Raw genomic sequence first — 18,061 nt, forward strand, 5'->3', positions numbered from 1 at the left:
GCCTGCTCGTCTATGCGCCGATCGCGCACTGGGTCTGGGGCCCGGGCGGGTTCCTGAACGACGCCGGCATCCTCGACTTCGCCGGCGGCACGGTCGTCCACATCAATGCCGGCGTCGCCGGCCTCGTTGCCTGCCTGATCATGGGCAAGCGCAAGGGGTTCGGCAGCGAGCATTTCGCGCCGCACAACCTGGTGCTGTCGGTGATCGGCGCCGGCCTGCTCTGGGTCGGCTGGTTCGGCTTCAATGCCGGCTCGGCCTCGGGCGCCAACACGAACGCCGGCATGGCGATGGCGGTGACGCAGATCGCGACCGCGGCGGCCGCCTTGGCCTGGATGTTCGTCGAGTGGGGGGTCAAGAGCAAGCCGTCGGTCCTGGGCATCATCTCGGGTGCGGTCGCGGGCCTGGTCGCGATCACGCCGGCCTCAGGCTTCGTCGACCCGACCGGCGCGCTCATCATCGGCCTTGCCGCCGGCGCCGGCTGCTATTTCGCCGCCACCAGCCTCAAGGCCCTGCTGGGCTACGACGACAGCCTGGACGCGTTCGGCGTGCATGGCATCGGCGGCATGATCGGCGCGGTCCTGACCGGCGTCTTCGCCAAGGCCGCGATCGGCGGCGATGGCAAGAGCGGGCTCATCGACGGCAACCCGGGCCAGATCCTGGTCCAGCTCGAAGGCATCGGCTGCACCGTCGTCTATTGCGCGGTCGCGAGCTTCATCATCTTCAAGGTTCTCGACGCGGTGATGGGCCTGCGCGTCGAGGAGGAAGTCGAGCGCGACGGCCTCGACCTCGCGCTTCACGGCGAGGCGGTTCTCTAGCACCTTGAACGCCCCGGCGGCGCGCCACCAAGAGCGCGCCGCCTCCAAGACCTACTGTCAATTCAAGGGACGCGCCCGGATCCGGGGCCGCGAACGCCTGACGTTCGACGGCCGGTCCCCGTGCGCCCCATCCGGGGGACGAATACGATGACGTTGCGGAAATTCTCGCTGGCGGCCCTGGCCGCTCTCGGCAGTACGGCAGCTGTCGAAGCCCACGCCCAGACGGCGGCACCGGCCGCCGCGCCCGCGGCCGACGCACCCACGACCGACGCCCCGGCGGCACCGGCGGCCTGGTCCGACACGCTCAAGCTGCACGGCTCGATCGAGGCCGGCTTCACGATCAATCCGGCGGGTCCCGGCAACGGGCTCAATTTCGGCCAACTGTTCACCGACAAGGCGAACGAGCCGCTGTTCAACCAGGCGCTCCTCACCTTCGAGCGGCCGCTCGATCCCAAGGCCGAGGGCGACGATTACGGCTTCAAGCTGCAGGGCATGTTCGGCACCGACGCCCGCTACACCCATTTCCTGGGCGAACTCGACCGCACCTTCCACGATCGCCACCAGTTCGACATCGTCGAGGCGAATTTCCTCGCGCATTTCGCGGCACTGACCGACGGCGGCGTCGACATCAAGCTCGGGCAATATTCGACGCCCATCGGCTATGAGGTGATCGATGCGACGGCGAACCCGTTCTACTCGCACTCCTACATCTTCAACTTCGGCATCCCGCTGAAGCACACCGGCGGCTATGCGACCTTCCACGTCAACGACACGCTCGACATCTATGCCGGCGGCGACACGGGCGTGAACACGTCGCTGTTCCACGGCGACAACAACGGCGTGCCAGCCTTCCTGGGCGGCTTCGGCCTCAACAACCTGCTCGACGGCAAACTGACGGTGCTCGCGCTCACCCATATCGGCTCGGAGGACCCAAGCAACTCGATCCCCGACGCGGACCACCAGATGCGCTGGATCAACGATATCGTCTTCACCTACAAGCAGGACGACAACAATACCTATGTGGCCGAGATCAATTATATCAAGGAGGATGGCTTCCACGCCCAAGGCTATGGTGCCGCGGCCTATTTCATCCATACCGTGAACGACAACCTGTCGGTCGCCGGCCGCGCCGAGGTCTGGCGCGACGCCAACGGCTTCTTCGTCGGCGCCTTTCCGCACCCGCTCGACTTCGTGAACTCCGAAAGGGGCTTTCCGGCGACCGTGATCAGCGCCGGCAAAGCGACCTACAGTGAAGTCACGCTGGGCCTCACCTACAAGCCGCCGGTGCCCGACGCCATCAGCGGCACGATGATCCGGCCGGAGCTGCGCTACGACCGGGCGCTCGCCGGCGGCACGCCCTACGACAACCAGACCGCCAAGGGACAGGTGACCTTGGCGTTCGACATCGTGATGCCGTTCTAAGAAATGAAAACGGGGCCGGTCGAGCCGGCCCCGTTTCTCGAACTTTTATGTCTCGGGCAGCGTCGTCGGACGAACGATCCCTTAGGCAGACGGCCTCTCAGGCGGCCGTCGTCGACATGCGCGGCATCACGCGGACGCCGCGGTCGACGATCTGGGTCCAGAACCGGTCGACCCGCTTCAGAGCCGCGTTCGTGGTCTCGAGCGTCGGCGCGTCGACCGGCGTGCCGTTGAGGCTCGCGATATGGCGGTCGTGCATGGCGTCGAGCTTGGCGCACAGTTCCAGGCCCTTCGGCGTCACGCGCACCCGGATCGACCGCCGGTCGTGCGGCGAGCGCTCCTGGACGAGATAGCCGTTCTCGACCATCTTCTTGACGTTATAGGACACGTTCGAACCGAGGTAGCACCCGCGCAGGGTCAGCTCGCCGACCGTCAGCTCGGCCTCGCCGATGTTGAACAGGATCAACGCCTGCACGTTGTTGATATCCTGCACCCCGAGGCTATCGAGTTCGGTCCGCACCAGTTCCAGGAACTGACGGTGCAAGCGCTCGACCAGCGCGATCAGGTTCAAATAGGACTCTTTCATGCCCGCCTGCGGTTCGAAGAATGCGTTAACCTTATCAAACGGATCTCGGGTTAAATTTCGCTTAACTTGAGCAAAAGCTCTAGCATCTTGCCCTGAAAGGCAAATCCCGCCCGGCATCCGTCACGAAACGTCGAGTTCGTCGGCCGGATTCTCGAACGGCACGAAGAACTGGTCGATCCACGCATCCTGGACTTTGTCCAGCTGCGCCGGCCGCCAGGCCGGCTTGTTGTCCTTGTCAATCAGGATGGCGCGCACCCCTTCCGCGAAATCGTGCCCTGCGACCGAGCGGACGGCAAGCCGATATTCGATACGCAGCATGGCAGCGACGTCGGATCCGAACACACGCCCTTCGCGCAATTGCCGGAGCGTGATCCTGAGGCTGGTCGGCGAAGCCCGGCGAATCGTGTGCAGCGCCTCCGCCGCCCAGGGGGCCGTTTCCGTCTCGAGCGCCGTCACGATCGCCTCCACGCTGTCGCTGGCGAAGATCCGGTCGATCGCCGCCTGGTCGTCGAGGAGTGGGCTCGCGCCGGCGTCCTGGTCATGCGCTTTGAGGATGCGCGACACCACGGCATGATCGAGGCTCGACTCGGCGGCGAGGGCATCCACCAGCGCGTCGAGACCGGGGGATGGGGTGAAATGGCTCGCGAGCCCGACCGCCTTCAGATCCGCGGCCTTCAGGCGACGGCCGGTGAGGCCCAGATAGACCCCCATCTCGCCCGGGCACTGGTTGAGGAACCAGGTGGCGCCCACGTCGGGGAACAGGCCCAGCACGGTTTCCGGCATGGCGACCATGGTGCGCTCGGTCGCGACCACGAAGCCGCTATGGAGCGACAGGCCGCAACCGCCGCCCATCGTGACGCCGTCGATGAGCGCGACGAACGGCTTCAGGTACCGGTGGACATGGAGATTCAGCCGATATTCCTCGGCGAAGAACGCACGGGCGAGCGCATCCTTGTCGACGTCCGCCGGCGCCGTCACCAGTGCCCGCACATCGCCGCCGGCACAGAACGCCTTCTCACCGGCGCCGCGAATCAGCACGGCGTCGACGGCCGCCTCCGCGGCAAAGGCCGCGAGCGCCTGGTCGAGCGCCCGGATCATGCCGAGGCTGAGCGCGTTGAGGGCCTTCGGCCGATTGAGCGTCACGATGCCAAGGCGGCCGCGCGTCTCGACCAGCACCTCGTCGGGCGGGAACTCGAGCGGCGGGGCGGCGGGATGATCGGCCATTTGCAGGCTAGGCTCCATACGTCAGAAAAGGGCGTCAGGAACGAGGTCGGGCGCGAGCATAGGCCGTGGCCGCGGATGCTTCAATCCGGCGCGGCTCTCCCATCTGTCCGACGATTGTCATCGTGCCGTCCAGGCTCTACCGTGGCACCTCAATCGCGTTCTCGTCTCGTGGATGTTGCCTTTGTCGTCTTCGTTTCTCGGGGCCTATCCCCGCACCCGCCTGCGCCGCAACCGGCGCGACGACTGGTCCCGCCGCCTGGTCGCGGAAAATGTGCTGACCGCGGGCGACCTGATCTGGCCGGTGTTCGTGCAGCCGGGCGACGGCCAGCGCCAGCCGATCGCGGCCATGCCCGGCGTCGAGCGCCTGACCATCGCTCAGCTGATCGACGCCGCAGGCGAGGCCCAGGCGCTAGGGATTCCCTGCATCGCGCTCTTTCCGGCGACCGAGCCCGCGCTCAAGACCGAGGACGGGCGCGAAGCCTGGAACGAGGGCAATTTGATCTGCGAGTCCGTGCGCGCATTGAAGCGCCATTTGCCGGACCTGGGCGTGCTGTGCGACGTGGCGCTCGACCCCTATACCACCCATGGCCACGACGGCATCCTGGTCGAGGGCCATGTCGCCAACGACGTGACGGTCGAGGCACTGGTCCGCCAGACGCTGGCCCAGGCGCGCGCCGGCTGCGACGTGATCGCCCCCTCCGACATGATGGACGGGCGTATCGGCGCCATTCGCGACGCGCTCGACGCCGCCGGGTTCGAGCATGTCCGCATCATGTCCTACGCCGCCAAATACGCCTCCGCCTTCTACGGGCCGTTCCGCGAGGCGATCGGCTCCAAGCGCACGTCGAACCGGCCGCTCGACAAGCGCGGCTACCAGATGGATCCGGCGAATAGCGAGGAAGCGCTGCGCGAGGTCGCCTTCGACCTCGAGGAGGGCGCCGACATGATCATGGTCAAGCCCGGCCTGCCCTATCTCGACATCATCCGGCGGGTGAAGGACCGGTTCCACGTCCCGACCTACGCCTATCAGGTGAGCGGCGAATACGCGATGCTGCGCGGCGCCATGGACAACGGCTGGCTCGACGAGCGGGTCGTGCTCGAATCGCTCATGGGCTTCAAGCGCGCCGGCGCCGACGGCGTCTTGACCTATTTCGCGATCGAGGCGGCGAAGCGGCTCAAGGCGGGGTAAGGCCTCCTCGCCTCGCGTAGGTTTCTACACCACGCCCGCGAAGAAGCGGGCGATCGCGCGGTCGTGCCAAGGCGTGATGCTGCCGCGGGCGTGGAATCCCACATGGCCGCCGCCGCGCGGCAGCAGCGCCGAAACATGGGCATAGGCGCTCCAGTCGACGGTGCGGTAGCTCTCGGTCGGGATCCAGGGATCGTTGAGCGCATGGACGACGAGCGTCGGCCGGTCGATCCGGTCAAGGAAGCCCAGCGCCGCGTTCTGCGCGTAATAGTCGTCGGCGCTGGCGTAGCCGTTGCGCGGCGCCACGAACGTGTCGTCGAACTCGTAGACCGTGCGTGCCTGTTCGACCGCCCGGCGCTCGTCCGGGGAGAGCTGGGCGCCCGGCGCCAGCGTCTCCGCCTTCATGGTCTTCAGGATCTTCAAGTGGTAGAGCCGGTTGCGCGGCTCGAGGATCCGGCGCGACGTCGCGGCCAGATCGATCGGTGCCGAGACCGAGGCCGCGACCCGGACGTCGTGGCCGTGGGCGCCCTCGCCCATGAACTTCAGCACGATATTGCCGCCCAGCGAATAGCCGATGAGCACGATGCCCCGGTCGGCGAGGCCGGGCGGCAGTGCGCGGAGCGCTGCCGCCAGATCGTCGCTGCGGCCGGCGTGGTAGTGCCCGCCGGAAAGCGCCCGCGACGGCCCGGCGCCGCGCAGATTGAGGCGCACGACCGGATATCCGAGGCTCAAGAGATACCGCGTCGTACGGATCATATAGGTGCTGCGCTCGTCGCCACCGAGGCCGTGGACGACGACGGCGAGCGGCCGGCCCTTGGGCCGGCTGTCCGACGGGCGGTCGAGCCGGGCCGCAAGGGCATCGCCGGTGCCGTCGCCGAGCGGCAGCACCAGCCGTTCGCCGCCGGCCACGTCGACCGGCGTGCGGAAGATCGTGTTGCGCAGCGTCTGCAGATCGGGACCGTACCAAGGAAAGCGCGGACGGAACGGTTCGAATTCGGAATGGGGCAATAGCATCAGGTAAAGAAACTCTCGATCCGGGCAATCTGGGCCTCGTCCATCAGCGCCGGCGCATGGCCCGCGTCGGCCACCTCATAGAGCTCGGCCTTGGGACCGCGACGGGTCATCTCCTCAGCGGTCTCCGCCGTCAGCAGGTCCGACTGCGCGCCGCGGATCACCAGGGTCGGGCATTGGATTCGATCATAGAACGGCCAGAGATCGACGTCGGTCAAGGGGGCGGCCGTAAAGGCCTGGGCGATCGCCGGGTCGTATCCGAGGCCGAGGCTGCCGTCGGCGCGGACCCGATGGCTGGTCTCGGCCATGTGGCGCCATTCCGCGTTGGAGAGCGGGCCGAACGCGGAATGCACCGCGCGCAGATGGCGTTCGAGCTGGTCGAGATCGGCGAATTCCGGATCGAGCCCGACATAGCCGGCGATACGCTCCAACGCCGCCACCGGGATGAACGGACCGACGTCGTTCAGCACCAGCCGGCGGATGGGCGAGCCCGGCTGGCACGCCAGCATCATGCCGATGATGCCGCCCATCGAGGTGCCGACATAATCGATCTCCTCGGCACCCAGGCGCGCGATCAGGCTCGCGACCGTGCCGAGATAGACGGGGTAGCTGTAGTCGGCGGCATCGGCGAGCCAGGCGCTGCGCCCACGGCCAGGCATGTCGGGGGCGGCGACCGGCCCGCGCCGGCTGAGGCGCTCGCCCAGCGCGTCGAAGTCGCGGCCGTTCCGCGTGAGGCCATGGACGCACAGCGTCGGCCGGCCGACCCCTGCAGCCGGGTTTGCCTCAGAGGGGCCTGGCCAATAGCTGTAGGCGATCCGATGAAAGCCGTGCGGGCCGAGGCACGAGAGGCGTTGGGGCTGCATCGAGGGCGGCAGGGCGGCGTCGGTTATCGGCATGGGGCGGGCTCGCGAGGCTGGGATCGGCTCGGATCATATAGGGCATGACGGCCGGCGCGCGAGACGCCCGTCTTCACCGCCGCTAAAACGCCGCGGATCCCGGCGGCGGCAGCGGTGGCAGGGTCGGGCTGGTCAGCGGCCGGCCGAAGAAATAGCCCTGGCCGAAATCGACGCCCAGGCCTGCGGCCGCATAGGCCTCCTCGCGCGTCTCGATCATCTCGCCGATCGTCTGGGCGCCGAGTTCGGCGCAGACCGCCGCGATCGAACGCAGCAGCGACTGGTCCCGCATGTTGTTCATGCCGTCCTTGAGGAACAAACCGTCGAGCTTCACGAAATCGATGGCGAAGCGCCTGAGGTAGGTATAGGCGCCGAAGCCGGCGCCGAAATCGTCGAGGCAGATGCGGTGGCCGAGGCCGCGCAGATGCTGCAGGAACGCGTCGGCCTGGTCGAAATCGTCGATCGCGCCCGATTCCGTGATCTCGAACAGGAGCTTGCTGCGATTGATCTGGGCGTCGGCCAGGAGCCGGATGAGGCGCGTCATGAACGCCTGGTTCGCCATCGACTTGCCCGACAGATTGATCGCGACCGGTGCCGCCATCGGCGTGCTCGCCATCAGGCGCACGACCTTTTCGCACACGGCGAGGTCAAGCTCGGCCGCCATGCCGACCTCTTCGCTGAAGACGATGAACTCATACGGGCTCTCGCCCGGCGCGAAGCGCGACAGCACCTCGAAATGATGCACCTCGCCGGACTCGAGATCGACGATCGGCTGGAACACCAGCGAGAAATCGCCGCTCGAGACGGTCGTACGCATCTGTGCCACCCGGTCGAGCGTTTCGTCGACCATGCCGGCGAGCGCATCCTCGAGCGAGGCCAGCGAGAAGTCGCGCCCGTCGGACTCCGAGAATTTCTTGACGCAATAGGCGAGCGCCTGCGCCGCGTTCTTGTCGGCGAGATCGGCGGCCTCGACCACGACCTGGGCCGAGCGCACGGAGAGCGGCCGGCGATTGGGCGAGGCGGCTGCGGTGATCGAGGCGAGCTCGGCCTCGATCGCGCCGGAATCGAGGCCCGGCCGCTGCACGAGCGCGAATTCGGAGTCCGAGATCTGGGTCGCGGCGTCACCGCCCGAGGACGAGAGACGCAGCACGGCGCCGATCTCGCCCATCAGTTCGTTGCGCCGTTCTTCGCTCAAGCGCTGCTGCAGGGCCGAGAGCCCTTCGAGATGCAGCATGGTGAGCGATACCGACGCATCGCCGGTCGCCTGCGACACGCGCTTCAGCACGTCCGGCAGCGCCTCGGCGTCGAGCAGCCGGGTCTGCGGGTCCCGCCCCTCCTCGATCTCGGCCGAGAACGGTGCGACGAGATGGGAGAGCGACAGGTAATAGTGCGACGTGGCACCGCCGAACCGGCAGCCGCCGAGCGAGACGCGCGTAGCACCACCGTCCGGCCGGGCAAGCGGGATCACGATCGGCTCGATCCGTTCCGTCTGGGCGAGACCGTCGAGCACCCGTGCAGCGAAGCTCTGGTCGGCCGGCGGGAACAGCCCGACGAACGGGCGGCCGACGAGCGCGGAGGCAGCAACGCCGATCAGGGTCTGCGCCGCTCCCGTCGCGAACACGATCCGGCGGTTCGCGTCGAGTTCGATAAGCAAGTCCGCCGCAGCAAAGGCGAAGGCAACGAAACGGTCGCGGTCCGCGCGGATTTCCGCCATTAGACACAAAGTCCTTCGCACAACGCCGACGTGCGGCAAGATTAATCAGTAATAGCACAGGGCGCCGCCGCTCGCCTATCGCGCGATATATTGCGCAAGGCGCGCGGAAGCCCCCTGATCTACAACCGAAAATTAAGCCGCGTCACCCCGCCAGGCAGCCTCGAGCCGGGCGACATCGAGTTTCACCATGCCGAGCATCGCCTGCATGACGCGCCCTGCCTTCACCGGATCCGGATCGCCAAGCAGCCGCGGCAGCGCCGTCGGCACGACCTGCCAGGAAATGCCGTAGCGATCGGTGAGCCAGCCGCACTGCACGGGCTTGCCGCCGTCGGCCGTGAGCCCCGCCCACAGCCGGTCGACCTCGGCCTGGGTCTCGCAGTCGATCGCGAGCGACAGCGCATGGGTGTATTCGACCTTCATGCCGCCGTTGATCGCGACGAACTTCTGCCCGGCGAGCACGAATTCGATCACCAGCACCGTGCCGGCCTTGCCGCCGGGGCTGTCCATGACGTTGCGCTGGACGTGCAGGATGCGCGAGTCCGGCACCACCGACACATAGAATTCGACAGCCGCCTCGGCATCGCCGTTGAACCAGAGGCAGGGTGAGATCTTGGCCATGGGAACGCTCCGTTCGGATGATGACGACCGAAGGACGAACGAGCGAGATCGACGCCGACAGCGGCGAACCAAATTCTCCCGCGTTGCGACGCTAGACCTGTTGGATGTCCGCCAGGCGCGGCTGCACGATGCGCAGGTAGTCCTCGACCATCACGACGATCGACCGGTCGAGCCGGCCGGCGTTGAACGCGATTTCCGCATAGCGGCCGGCCAGCTCCCGGTCACAGATGACCTCGAGCCCGCCGAACGACACGGGCGGGATGGAACCGATGACACAGCCGGTCAATTCCTGCGCCACTTCGGCCGGGGCGAAGCGCATCTTCCGCCGGCCGCAGAATTGCGCGAGCTTCTTGCCGTCGAGCCGCCGATCGCCCGGGATGATCGCCAGCACATGGCGCGCCGCCTCGCCCGCCGCCGCCGACAGCTCGCAGACGAGCGCCTTCGCCCCCTGGCCGATCTCGGTGCCGCGCACTTCGGCCACATGCTCCGACCGGCCCGCGGCATCGTGCGCTACGACGCGAAAGCGCGCTTTCTCCTGCGTGAACAACTCGACCAGACGCTCGAAGATTTCCGTCATGCTGCTTGGGTTCCCGGACGGGTGTACATCGGCTTGTCGCACGGCGCCCACCCTCACGACAAGCCGCCGCCCATGCGAGCATTACGGGTTTGGCGGCGCAGCGCTTACCTGGCGCGCAACCCACGCCCGGGCGCTCGCGGCGTTGAAGCGCCGGGGATTGAACATCCAGTGGGCTTGGCCGTAGGCGCCGCCGAAATCATGCCCGCCCGCCTCGAGCGGCGGGCCGCGATAACCGGCCCAGGCAAGGGCACGGCTGAGCTCGTCCGGATAGTGCTTGAGATAGACCCTGAGCTCCGTCGCCCCATCCCACAGGATGCCGTCCAGCTCGACGAGGACGAGCGCCTTCGCCAACAGCTCGGGGGCGATCTTGAAAGGGTCGGTCATGGCGCCCGGTAGACCAGGTTCGACACGGTCGACCGGACCCCGCAGGCGATCGGAATCAGGATCGAGACGGCGGGCGGCGGGTTGGCGAGATCGAGCAGTGCAGAGTTGGCGCAAGAGCTCGCAAACAGCAGCGACGAATATCGGTTCGTGTTGGTGAAGAAGATATTCGAGGCGTCGTGCACCGAGACCACCCCCGGCCCATCAGGGTGCCCGCCGGTCACCGGCACGCCGTCGCGGCCGAGGAAACGGAAGGCATTGTCGTCGAAGGAGACATTCTTCGCGGACGACAGGTTGACGAGCGCCGTATTGCGATTGGCCGTGAACAAGTTGCGATAGACCAGGATGTTCTGATTGATGGGCGCCGCCGGGGTGCCGGCCCCGATCACCTCGTCCTGATCGTTCGGGAAATCCGCGGCCTCGCCAAGCAGATCGAGCGCATAGAAGCCGGCGCCATGCGCCGTGCCGTCGAACACATTGTCACTGACGATCACTTCCTGGGCGCCTGGCCCTTCGCCCCAATATTGGCTCGCGAGCATGTACAGCTCCTTCAGCGTCTGCCCGACGAAGCGATTGTGGCTTACGAGGCCGAACGGCGTCTGCACCAAAAGTGCCCGCGCCCGGTTGAATTCGAACGAACTGTCCCTGATGACGTAGCGCGCGCCCGCGGTGCTCGTGAGGTCGGCCGCGATGAACCCCGCACCGCCGAGATCGGCCGCGACGTTCCGATCCAATGTCAGAAGGCTGTTGTTGCCAGTCCCTGGGCTCGTGACCGATGTGATTTTGGCGACACCCATGAAGCGCAAGGCCTTGTCGAACAGCGCCACTGTATCGCCGCTCGCGGCCACGTCGAATGCCGGCCATTGCAGCTGGTCCGGATGGCTCCGGTCGAAGGTGAAGGTCGCCATGGGCGTGGTGTTGTTCACGGGCGTCGGCGTGAACCGCACGATCGGCGTATTGAGATCGAAGGCATCGTCGCCCTGATAGGCGAAGGAACTCTGCTCGATGATGACGTCGCCGCCGACGCCGGCGGTCATGAGCGAGCCGTTGCCGGTCGCGGAGATCGGCTGGCCGGCCATGCGGCCGAGCGTCACGTGCGTGAGGCGGAGCCCCCGCCCCTGGCCATAGATGAACCCCGCGCCGATCAGGTTCTCGAGTGCGACGTTGTCGAATGTCACGTCCTCGCCGGCAACGGTGATCGCCGAGCCGAAATTATAGTGGCGCAGCAGCACTGCCTCGCCGACCTTGAACAGGACGCCGTAGCTCGGGATGTTCCGGACCGTGCAGCCGACCTTCGCCCGCACCGCCGGCGGCTCGGCGCAGGTCAGCGCCGGGCTCGATCCCGGCGTGACGCCGTCGCCGCTGTAGGAGACATCGTCGTTGATGTTCACCAGGTCCCAATGGTCATGGGCGCGGTCCCACGACGTCGCCGCCACGACCATGCCCGGCAGGCCCACGGCATGGGCCGGGTCTATCCGGACGTCGTAGGTATAGCCGTTGTTGCCGTTGCCGCCGACCGCGACGACCGTCCCGACAGTGGCGATGCGCAGCCTCGGCCAGGCGAAGGTGAAGTTCCGGAACGCGACGCGCGCGACGTTCGGCAGATTGAGCCCCAGGCAGAAGTCGGAGAAATTGATCGTCGAGCCCTGCCCGTCGATCACCAGGTCCGTCGCACCCGAAGGCAGCTGCCAATGGACGTATTTCGGCTGGTGATCGCTCGGCGTCGTGCAATTCGAGTTGAGTGCAAAGTCGAAGTCATAAGTTCCCTTGGGGAATTTTATGATCGTCTGAGATCGCGGCGCCCCCGTCGGGTCATAGAGCACGTTATTCAGATAATCATAGGCCGTCTCGCCGGCCGCGATCGGCGGCACGTCATATTCGGATGATGTGACGGGCGCCTTCACGACAGCGGCGACCGACCGGCCGCCGGGGCTGACGAATTGCACCGACACATCGCCCTTGGCGGGCTCGTAGGTCGCGGGCGAGACCGACGCGACATAGCGCGAGTAGGCCGGTAGGCCTGTCTCTTCCGCGGCCAGAGCCGACACCGTAGGCGCCGCAAGCAGCAGCATCGACAGCGCTGCCAATCGAAGACCACAAGACCGGACCTGCATCGAATCCCCCCGAATCCGCGCAATCTGTTCGAGCGCTAAAGCAAGGCCACACCCTCGATCAAACAACACCGCATCGGTCGACCGGCGCGAACCAAGGCGCGAAAGGAGCAACGAAGCTTCAACCCCATTGCCGGCGCATTAGCCAACAGCGCCCGGCTCGATAAGTTTCCGCTCCCGCACAGACGCGCGATGGCTTTTCATGAAGGCATCAGGCCGGCGTGGACCCAACGCCCCCTTCCCTCCGCCCATTGCCCGCCCGCAGCCCCTGCGCTATGCCTCTCGCCTTGGCGGTGTCGAGCCTTAGGGAGCAGTCATGTCGGTTTCGGGCCCACTTTCCGGCGTCGTCGTCGCCGATCTGTCGCGCATCCTGGCCGGGCCCTATTGCACCATGCTGCTGGCCGAACTCGGCGCGCGCGTCATCAAGATCGAGACGCCCGGCACGGGCGACGACAGCCGGCACTACGGCCCGTTCGTCAACGGCAAGTCGGCCTATTTCACGTCGGTCAATCGCGGCAAGGAATCGATCGCGCTCGACCTCAAGAAATCCCAGGACAAGGCGATCTTCGAGGCGATCCTGACCAAGACCGACGTGCTGGTCGAGAATTTCCGGCCGGGCACCATGGAGAAGCTGGGCTTCGGCTGGGAGCGCTTGAAGGCGCTCTATCCGCGCCTGATATACGCGGCCGCCTCCGGCTTCGGCCATACCGGCCCCTACGCCCAGCATCCGGCCTACGACATGGTGGTCCAGGGGCTGGGCGGCATCATGTCGATCAACGGCCACCCGGGCCAGCCGCCGGCACGCGTCGGCGTGTCGGTCGGCGACCTCGGCGCCGGGCTCTACACCACGGTCGCGATCAATGCGGCACTCTATCACCGCGCGATGACCGGCGAGGCCCGCAAGGTCGACGTCGGCATGCTCGACTGCCAGATGTCGCTCTTGGAGAACGCGATCGTCCGCTACAACGCGACCGGCAAGGTGCCGGGCCCCCTGGGCGCGCGCCATCCCTCGATCACGCCGTTCGAGCCCTATCACACGGCCGACGGCTTGCTGATCATCGCCGGCGGCAACGACGGACTGTTCGCCAAGCTGGCGATGGCGCTCGGCCTCGAAGCGCTGCCGTCGGACCCGCGCTTCAAGACCAACGACCTGCGCAGCCAGAATGCCGAGGCGCTGAAGGTGGCGCTCGAATCGGTGCTCAGGACCAAGCCGATGGACCATTGGGTCCAGGTGCTGGAGACGGCCGGCATCCCATGCGGGCCGATCAACACGATCGACCGTGCGCTCAAGCACCCGCAGGTCTCTGCCCGCAACATGCTGGTGACGGTCGACGACCCGGTGATCGGGCCGATCAAGGTCGCCGGCAACCCGCTCAAGATCGAGGGCTTCGCCGATCCCGCGACCCGGCCGCCGGCGCCCGAGCTCGACGGCGACCGGGCACGCATCCTGGCGGAACTCGGGCTTTAAGTCGGTATTCGACCGGATCTGGCCGCCGGAAGCGTTCGGCCCCATCTCTTCCTCGGCTCACGGAGTGAAGTCGGATGCGCTGGCTGAAGCGGCTTTCGCTGTTCCTGATTATCGTCGTCCTAGCCGCGGCCGGCGGCGGCTGGGCATTCCTCAGGGCATCGCTGCCGCAGACAACCGGCACGCTGAAGCTCACCGGGCTCGAGCATCCGGTGTCCGTGGTGCGCGACGCGGCCGGCGTGCCGACGATCAAGGCCGAAAGCCGCCACGATCTCTATCTGGCGCTGGGCTATGTCCATGCCCAGGACCGCCTGTGGCAGATGGACCTGCAGCGCCGCCTGACGCAGGGACGGCTCTCGGAGCTCTTCGGGCCGGCTGCCCTCAGCACCGACCAGTACATGCGCACGATCGGCCTCTATCGCCATGCCGCGGGCGGCGTCCAGTACCTCTCGCCCGAATACAAGGAGGTGCTCGACACCTATGCCGCGGGCGTCAACGCCTTCATCGCCAGCGGCAAGCCGCTGCCGATCGAATTCACCGTGCTCGGCTATAAGCCCGAGCCCTGGGCGCCAGCCGACACGCTCGTCATCGCCAAGCTGTTCGACCTGCAGCTCAACGGCAACTACCGGCTCGAGCTGCTGCGTGCCCAGATGGCGAAGAGCCTCAGCGCCGACGAGATCCACGAGCTGTTCCCCGATTACCCGAAGGAAGGGCCGGTAGCGCTCGGCAAAGTGGCCGAGCTCACTCGCGACCAACCGCTCGACCGGCTGCTCGCCGCCTTGCCCGGCCCGATCGAGCCCGAGCGAGAGTCGAACAACTGGGTGGTGGACGGCGCCCACAGCGTCACCGGCAAGCCGCTGCTGGCGAACGACCCGCATCTCGACTACGGCGCCCCGGTCATCTGGTACCTGGCGCGGCTCGAGGCGCCGGGCGTCGACCAGACCGGCAGCTTCATCGCGGGCTCCCCGTCGCTGATCCTCGGCCACAACGACCGCATTGCCTGGGGCTATACGACGACCAATGCCGACGTGGAGGACGTGTTCGTCGAGAAGCTCGATCCGGCCGATCCGACCCGCTACCTCACCCCCGACGGCTCGGCACCGTTCGACACGATCCGCGAGGAGATCAAGATCAAGGGCGCGGCGCCGCAGACGCTCACCGTCCGCTCGACCCGCCACGGACCGGTCATCTCCGACCTCGCCGGCCACCCGAAGGCGGAGGCAGGCACCGTGCTGGCACTGCAGACGACCTTCCTCGTCGACGACGACCGGTCGAGCGAGGCGCAATGGCGCTCCGGCTTCGCCCGCGGCTGGCCCAGTTGGGTCGAGGCGCTCAGGCTCTTCACCGCGCCCATGCAGAACATGGTCTATGCCGACCGCGACGGGAACATCGGCTTCTTCGCGCCCGGCGAGATCCCGATCCGCAAGAAGGGCGACGGCACGATGCCGGTGCCCGGCTGGACCGGCGAATATGACTGGAACGGCTGGGTCCCGTTCGAGGAACTGCCCCAGGCGTTCAATCCGCCGTCCGGCCATATCGCGACCGCCAACAACAAGATCGTGCCCGACAGCTACCCCTATCTCATCACCCACGACTGGGAAGTGCCCTATCGCGCGGCACGGATCGAGGCCGGCCTGGCCGAGACGCCGCGCCAATCGATCGAGACCTCGGCCGCGATCCAGGCTGACACCGTGTCGCTGACGGCGAAGCATCTCCTGCCGTTGATGCTGAAGGCGGAGCCGGCGGATGACCGGCAGCGGGCGGCCATGGACCTGCTCGCCCATTGGGACGCGCGGATGCAGGCCGACCGGCCGGAGCCGCTCATCTTCATGGCGTGGCTGAAGGCGCTCAACAAGCACCTCTATCAGCCGGCACTGGGCGACCTGTTCACGAGCTATTGGGCGATGCGGCCGCTCGCGACCGAGGGCGTGCTGAGCCAGCACCCGCATTGGTGCGGCACCGGCGGCTGTCCCGCGGCGCTGACGGCGGCGCTGGCCGACGCGCTCGACGAGCTTACGGCCGCCTATGGCGCCGACATGAGCGCCTGGCGCTGGGGCACGGCGCATCAAGCGCTGTTCGCCCATCCGATGTTCCACCGGCTGCCGGTCCTGAAGCGAATCTTCGACCGGTCGGTGCCGGCCGACGGCAGTGTCGACACGGTCGATGCCGGGGCGTTCCAGTTCTCCAACCCGGACGGGCCGTTCACCGACATCCACGGACCGGCGATGCGCGCGATCTATGACCTGTCGGACCTCGACAAATCGGTGTTCTTGACGGCACTGGGCCAGTCGGCGCATGTCCTGTCGCCGCATTATGCCGATCTTCTGCCCCGGTGGCGTTCGTTCGACTGGCTCCGCCTGCCGCACGATCCCACAGGCGACACTCTCACCCTGGTGCCCTGACGATCATGACTGCCGCTGGCGTGGATCCCGCAAAGAGCTTGCCGACCCTGGCGGATGTCCGCGATGCCGCCGAGACGATCCGTACTGCCGTCCTGCGCACGCCGAGCGTGCCGGCGCTGGCGCTCAGTGCCGCGCTCGGGCTCGACGTCGTCTTGAAGCTCGAGACCTTGCAGCGCACCGGCGCCTTCAAGGAGCGCGGCGCGCTCTACAAGCTCGCGAGCCTCAACCCGGACGAGCGCCGGCGCGGCGTCATCGCCATGTCGGCCGGCAACCATGCCCAGGGTGTGGCCTATCACGCCCAGCGGCTCGGCATCCCCGCGACCATTGTCATGCCGCTCGGCACGCCCTTCACCAAGATCGAGCGCACCGCCGGCTATGGCGCGCGCGTGCTGCTGCGCGGCGAGAGCCTGACCGAGGCGCGCCAGGCGGCCTACGAGCTCGCGGCGGCGGACAAGCTCGTCTTCGTCCATCCCTACGACGACCTGCGCATCATCGCGGGCCAAGGCACGATCGCGCTCGAGATGCTGGCCGACGATCCGGATCTCGACGTGCTGATCGTGCCGATCGGCGGCGGCGGCATGATCGGCGGCGTGGCGCTCGCGGCGAAGGCCTTGAAGCCCGCGATCCGCGTCGTCGGCGTGCAGAGTGCCAGCTTCCCGGCGATGCATCACGTGCTGCACGGGCTCGCGGTGCCGGCGTCCGGCCAGACCGTGGCTGAGGGCATCGCCGTGCGCGAGCCGGGCAAGCTCACGGAGGCGATCGTCAGGCAATGCGTCGACGAGATCGTGCTCGTCGAGGAAGACACGATCGAGCGCGCGATCGAGATGCTGCTGACCCAGCAGAAGCTGGTGGCCGAAGGCGCCGGTGCGGCCGGCATCGCCGCCCTCCTGGCGGACCCCGAGCCCTACAAGGGTCAGAAGATCGGCGTCGTGCTGTGCGGCGGCAACATCGACGCGCGCATCCTCGCCTCGATCCTGATGCGCGGCATGGTGCGGAGCGGCCGGCTCGTGCGGCTGCGCGCCGAGATCTCGGATTCGCCCGGCACGCTCGCCAAGGTCGCGCGCATCATCGGCGAGGCCGGCGGCAACATCGTCGAGATCTTCCACCAGCGCCTGTTCCACGACGTACCGGTCAAGCTCGCCGACCTCGACGTCGTGGTCGAGACGCGCGACATCGCCCATGTGCGCGAGATCCTGGCCAAGATGGACGAAGGCGGCTTCAAGACCCGCCTGCTCTCCAACTCGGCGCTCGAGAGCGGGCTCTAGCTGTCGTTTCCAAGCAGGTTGTTCAGCCTGGTGAAGGGCGGGATGCCTTTGTGGGCTGAGTGTGGTCGGGCGAGGTTGTAGGCGTCGATCCAGCCTGGCATGGCCTCGGTCCGTTCGCGGGACGACTGGTAGGGTTCGGCATAGGCCCATTCGCGCAAGCTTGTCTGGATGAAGCGTTCGGCCTTGCCATTGGTGCGTGGCGTATAGGGCCGGGTGCGGACATGCCGGAGCCCGGCTCGGGCGAGCAGGTCGCGGAAGTCGCGGCTGCGATAGGCGCTGCCGTTATCGCTCATGACCCGTTCGACGCGGACGCCGTTCCGGGCGAACCAGTCGAGCGCCCGGGTCATGAAGGCGCAGGCGGAGGCTTTCTTCTCGTCGGGCAGGACTTCGGTGT

At 67.2% G+C, this 18,061-nt stretch carries 16 protein-coding genes; 6 read left to right on the top strand and 10 right to left on the bottom strand.

Annotated elements, in window-relative coordinates:
• Together IEY58_RS33735 and IEY58_RS33740 are read left to right on the top strand one after the other, a co-directional pair.
• Positions 1 to 815: ammonium transporter (locus IEY58_RS33735; protein WP_229744170.1), on the top strand; the 815-nt coding region annotated here is incomplete at its 5' end.
• A gap of 147 nt (positions 816 to 962) precedes the next feature.
• Positions 963 to 2,237, top strand: a complete 1,275-nt coding sequence (locus IEY58_RS33740) for an outer membrane beta-barrel protein (RefSeq protein WP_189052589.1) — start codon at positions 963 to 965, stop codon at positions 2,235 to 2,237.
• 97 nt (positions 2,238 to 2,334) lie between these two features.
• Here the strand turns inward: IEY58_RS33740 and IEY58_RS33745 are convergent, their stop codons facing one another.
• Together IEY58_RS33745 and IEY58_RS33750 are read right to left on the bottom strand one after the other, a co-directional pair.
• Complete coding sequence (locus tag IEY58_RS33745) at positions 2,335 to 2,820, bottom strand: MarR family winged helix-turn-helix transcriptional regulator (protein WP_189052590.1); 486 nt, start codon at positions 2,818 to 2,820, stop codon at positions 2,335 to 2,337.
• Positions 2,821 to 2,940: 120 nt separating this feature from the next.
• Positions 2,941 to 4,044: an enoyl-CoA hydratase/isomerase family protein gene (locus tag IEY58_RS33750; protein WP_189052591.1), complete on the bottom strand. Its 1,104-nt coding sequence runs from the start codon at positions 4,042 to 4,044 to the stop codon at positions 2,941 to 2,943.
• A gap of 172 nt (positions 4,045 to 4,216) precedes the next feature.
• Between IEY58_RS33750 and hemB the strand changes: the two genes are divergently transcribed.
• Positions 4,217 to 5,233, top strand: coding sequence for a porphobilinogen synthase (gene hemB, locus IEY58_RS33755; protein WP_189052592.1), 1,017 nt, complete (start codon positions 4,217 to 4,219; stop codon positions 5,231 to 5,233).
• A 24-nt stretch (positions 5,234 to 5,257) separates the two neighbouring features.
• Here the strand turns inward: hemB and IEY58_RS33760 are convergent, their stop codons facing one another.
• The 7 genes from IEY58_RS33760 to IEY58_RS33790 form a co-directional block, all read right to left on the bottom strand.
• Positions 5,258 to 6,244: a YheT family hydrolase gene (locus IEY58_RS33760; protein ID WP_189052593.1), complete on the bottom strand. Its 987-nt coding sequence runs from the start codon at positions 6,242 to 6,244 to the stop codon at positions 5,258 to 5,260.
• Positions 6,244 to 7,137 (bottom strand): alpha/beta fold hydrolase, encoded by an 894-nt coding sequence (locus IEY58_RS33765; RefSeq protein WP_189052594.1) that lies wholly within the window; start codon positions 7,135 to 7,137, stop codon positions 6,244 to 6,246. The genes IEY58_RS33760 and IEY58_RS33765 overlap by 1 nt, the downstream gene beginning before the upstream one ends.
• 82 nt (positions 7,138 to 7,219) lie before the next feature.
• A complete protein-coding gene (locus tag IEY58_RS33770; RefSeq protein ID WP_189052595.1) occupies positions 7,220 to 8,848 on the bottom strand; it encodes an EAL domain-containing protein in 1,629 nt (542 codons plus the stop codon).
• 132 nt (positions 8,849 to 8,980) lie between these two features.
• Complete coding sequence (locus IEY58_RS33775) at positions 8,981 to 9,466, bottom strand: VOC family protein (RefSeq protein ID WP_189052596.1); 486 nt, start codon at positions 9,464 to 9,466, stop codon at positions 8,981 to 8,983.
• A 91-nt stretch (positions 9,467 to 9,557) separates the two neighbouring features.
• Complete coding sequence (locus IEY58_RS33780; protein WP_189052597.1) at positions 9,558 to 10,043, bottom strand: YbaK/EbsC family protein; 486 nt, start codon at positions 10,041 to 10,043, stop codon at positions 9,558 to 9,560.
• 81 nt (positions 10,044 to 10,124) lie between these two features.
• Positions 10,125 to 10,427, bottom strand: a complete 303-nt coding sequence (locus IEY58_RS33785) for a hypothetical protein (RefSeq protein ID WP_189052598.1) — start codon at positions 10,425 to 10,427, stop codon at positions 10,125 to 10,127.
• Complete coding sequence (locus tag IEY58_RS33790) at positions 10,424 to 12,496, bottom strand: hypothetical protein (RefSeq protein WP_189052599.1); 2,073 nt, start codon at positions 12,494 to 12,496, stop codon at positions 10,424 to 10,426. The genes IEY58_RS33785 and IEY58_RS33790 overlap by 4 nt, the downstream gene beginning before the upstream one ends.
• Before the next feature lie 355 nt (positions 12,497 to 12,851).
• On the opposite strand from IEY58_RS33790, the gene IEY58_RS33795 reads away from it, so the two are divergent.
• The 3 genes from IEY58_RS33795 (at position 12,852) to IEY58_RS33805 (ending at position 17,667) form a co-directional block, all read left to right on the top strand.
• Positions 12,852 to 14,003 carry a CaiB/BaiF CoA transferase family protein gene (locus IEY58_RS33795; RefSeq protein ID WP_189052600.1) on the top strand — a complete coding sequence of 384 codons (1,152 nt, stop codon included), beginning with the start codon at positions 12,852 to 12,854 and terminating at the stop codon, positions 14,001 to 14,003.
• A 74-nt stretch (positions 14,004 to 14,077) separates the two neighbouring features.
• A complete protein-coding gene (locus IEY58_RS33800; protein WP_189052601.1) occupies positions 14,078 to 16,402 on the top strand; it encodes a penicillin acylase family protein in 2,325 nt (774 codons plus the stop codon).
• 5 nt (positions 16,403 to 16,407) lie between these two features.
• Positions 16,408 to 17,667 carry a threonine ammonia-lyase gene (locus IEY58_RS33805; RefSeq protein WP_189052602.1) on the top strand — a complete coding sequence of 420 codons (1,260 nt, stop codon included), beginning with the start codon at positions 16,408 to 16,410 and terminating at the stop codon, positions 17,665 to 17,667.
• Here the strand turns inward: IEY58_RS33805 and IEY58_RS33810 are convergent.
• On the bottom strand, positions 17,664 to 18,061 hold a 398-nt coding region (locus IEY58_RS33810; protein ID WP_189052603.1), incomplete at its 5' end, for an integrase core domain-containing protein. The two genes, IEY58_RS33805 and IEY58_RS33810, sit on opposite strands and share 4 nt — an antisense overlap.

This window comes from Aliidongia dinghuensis (assembly GCF_014643535.1).
Classification (GTDB): Bacteria; Pseudomonadota; Alphaproteobacteria; order ATCC43930; family CGMCC-115725; genus Aliidongia; species Aliidongia dinghuensis.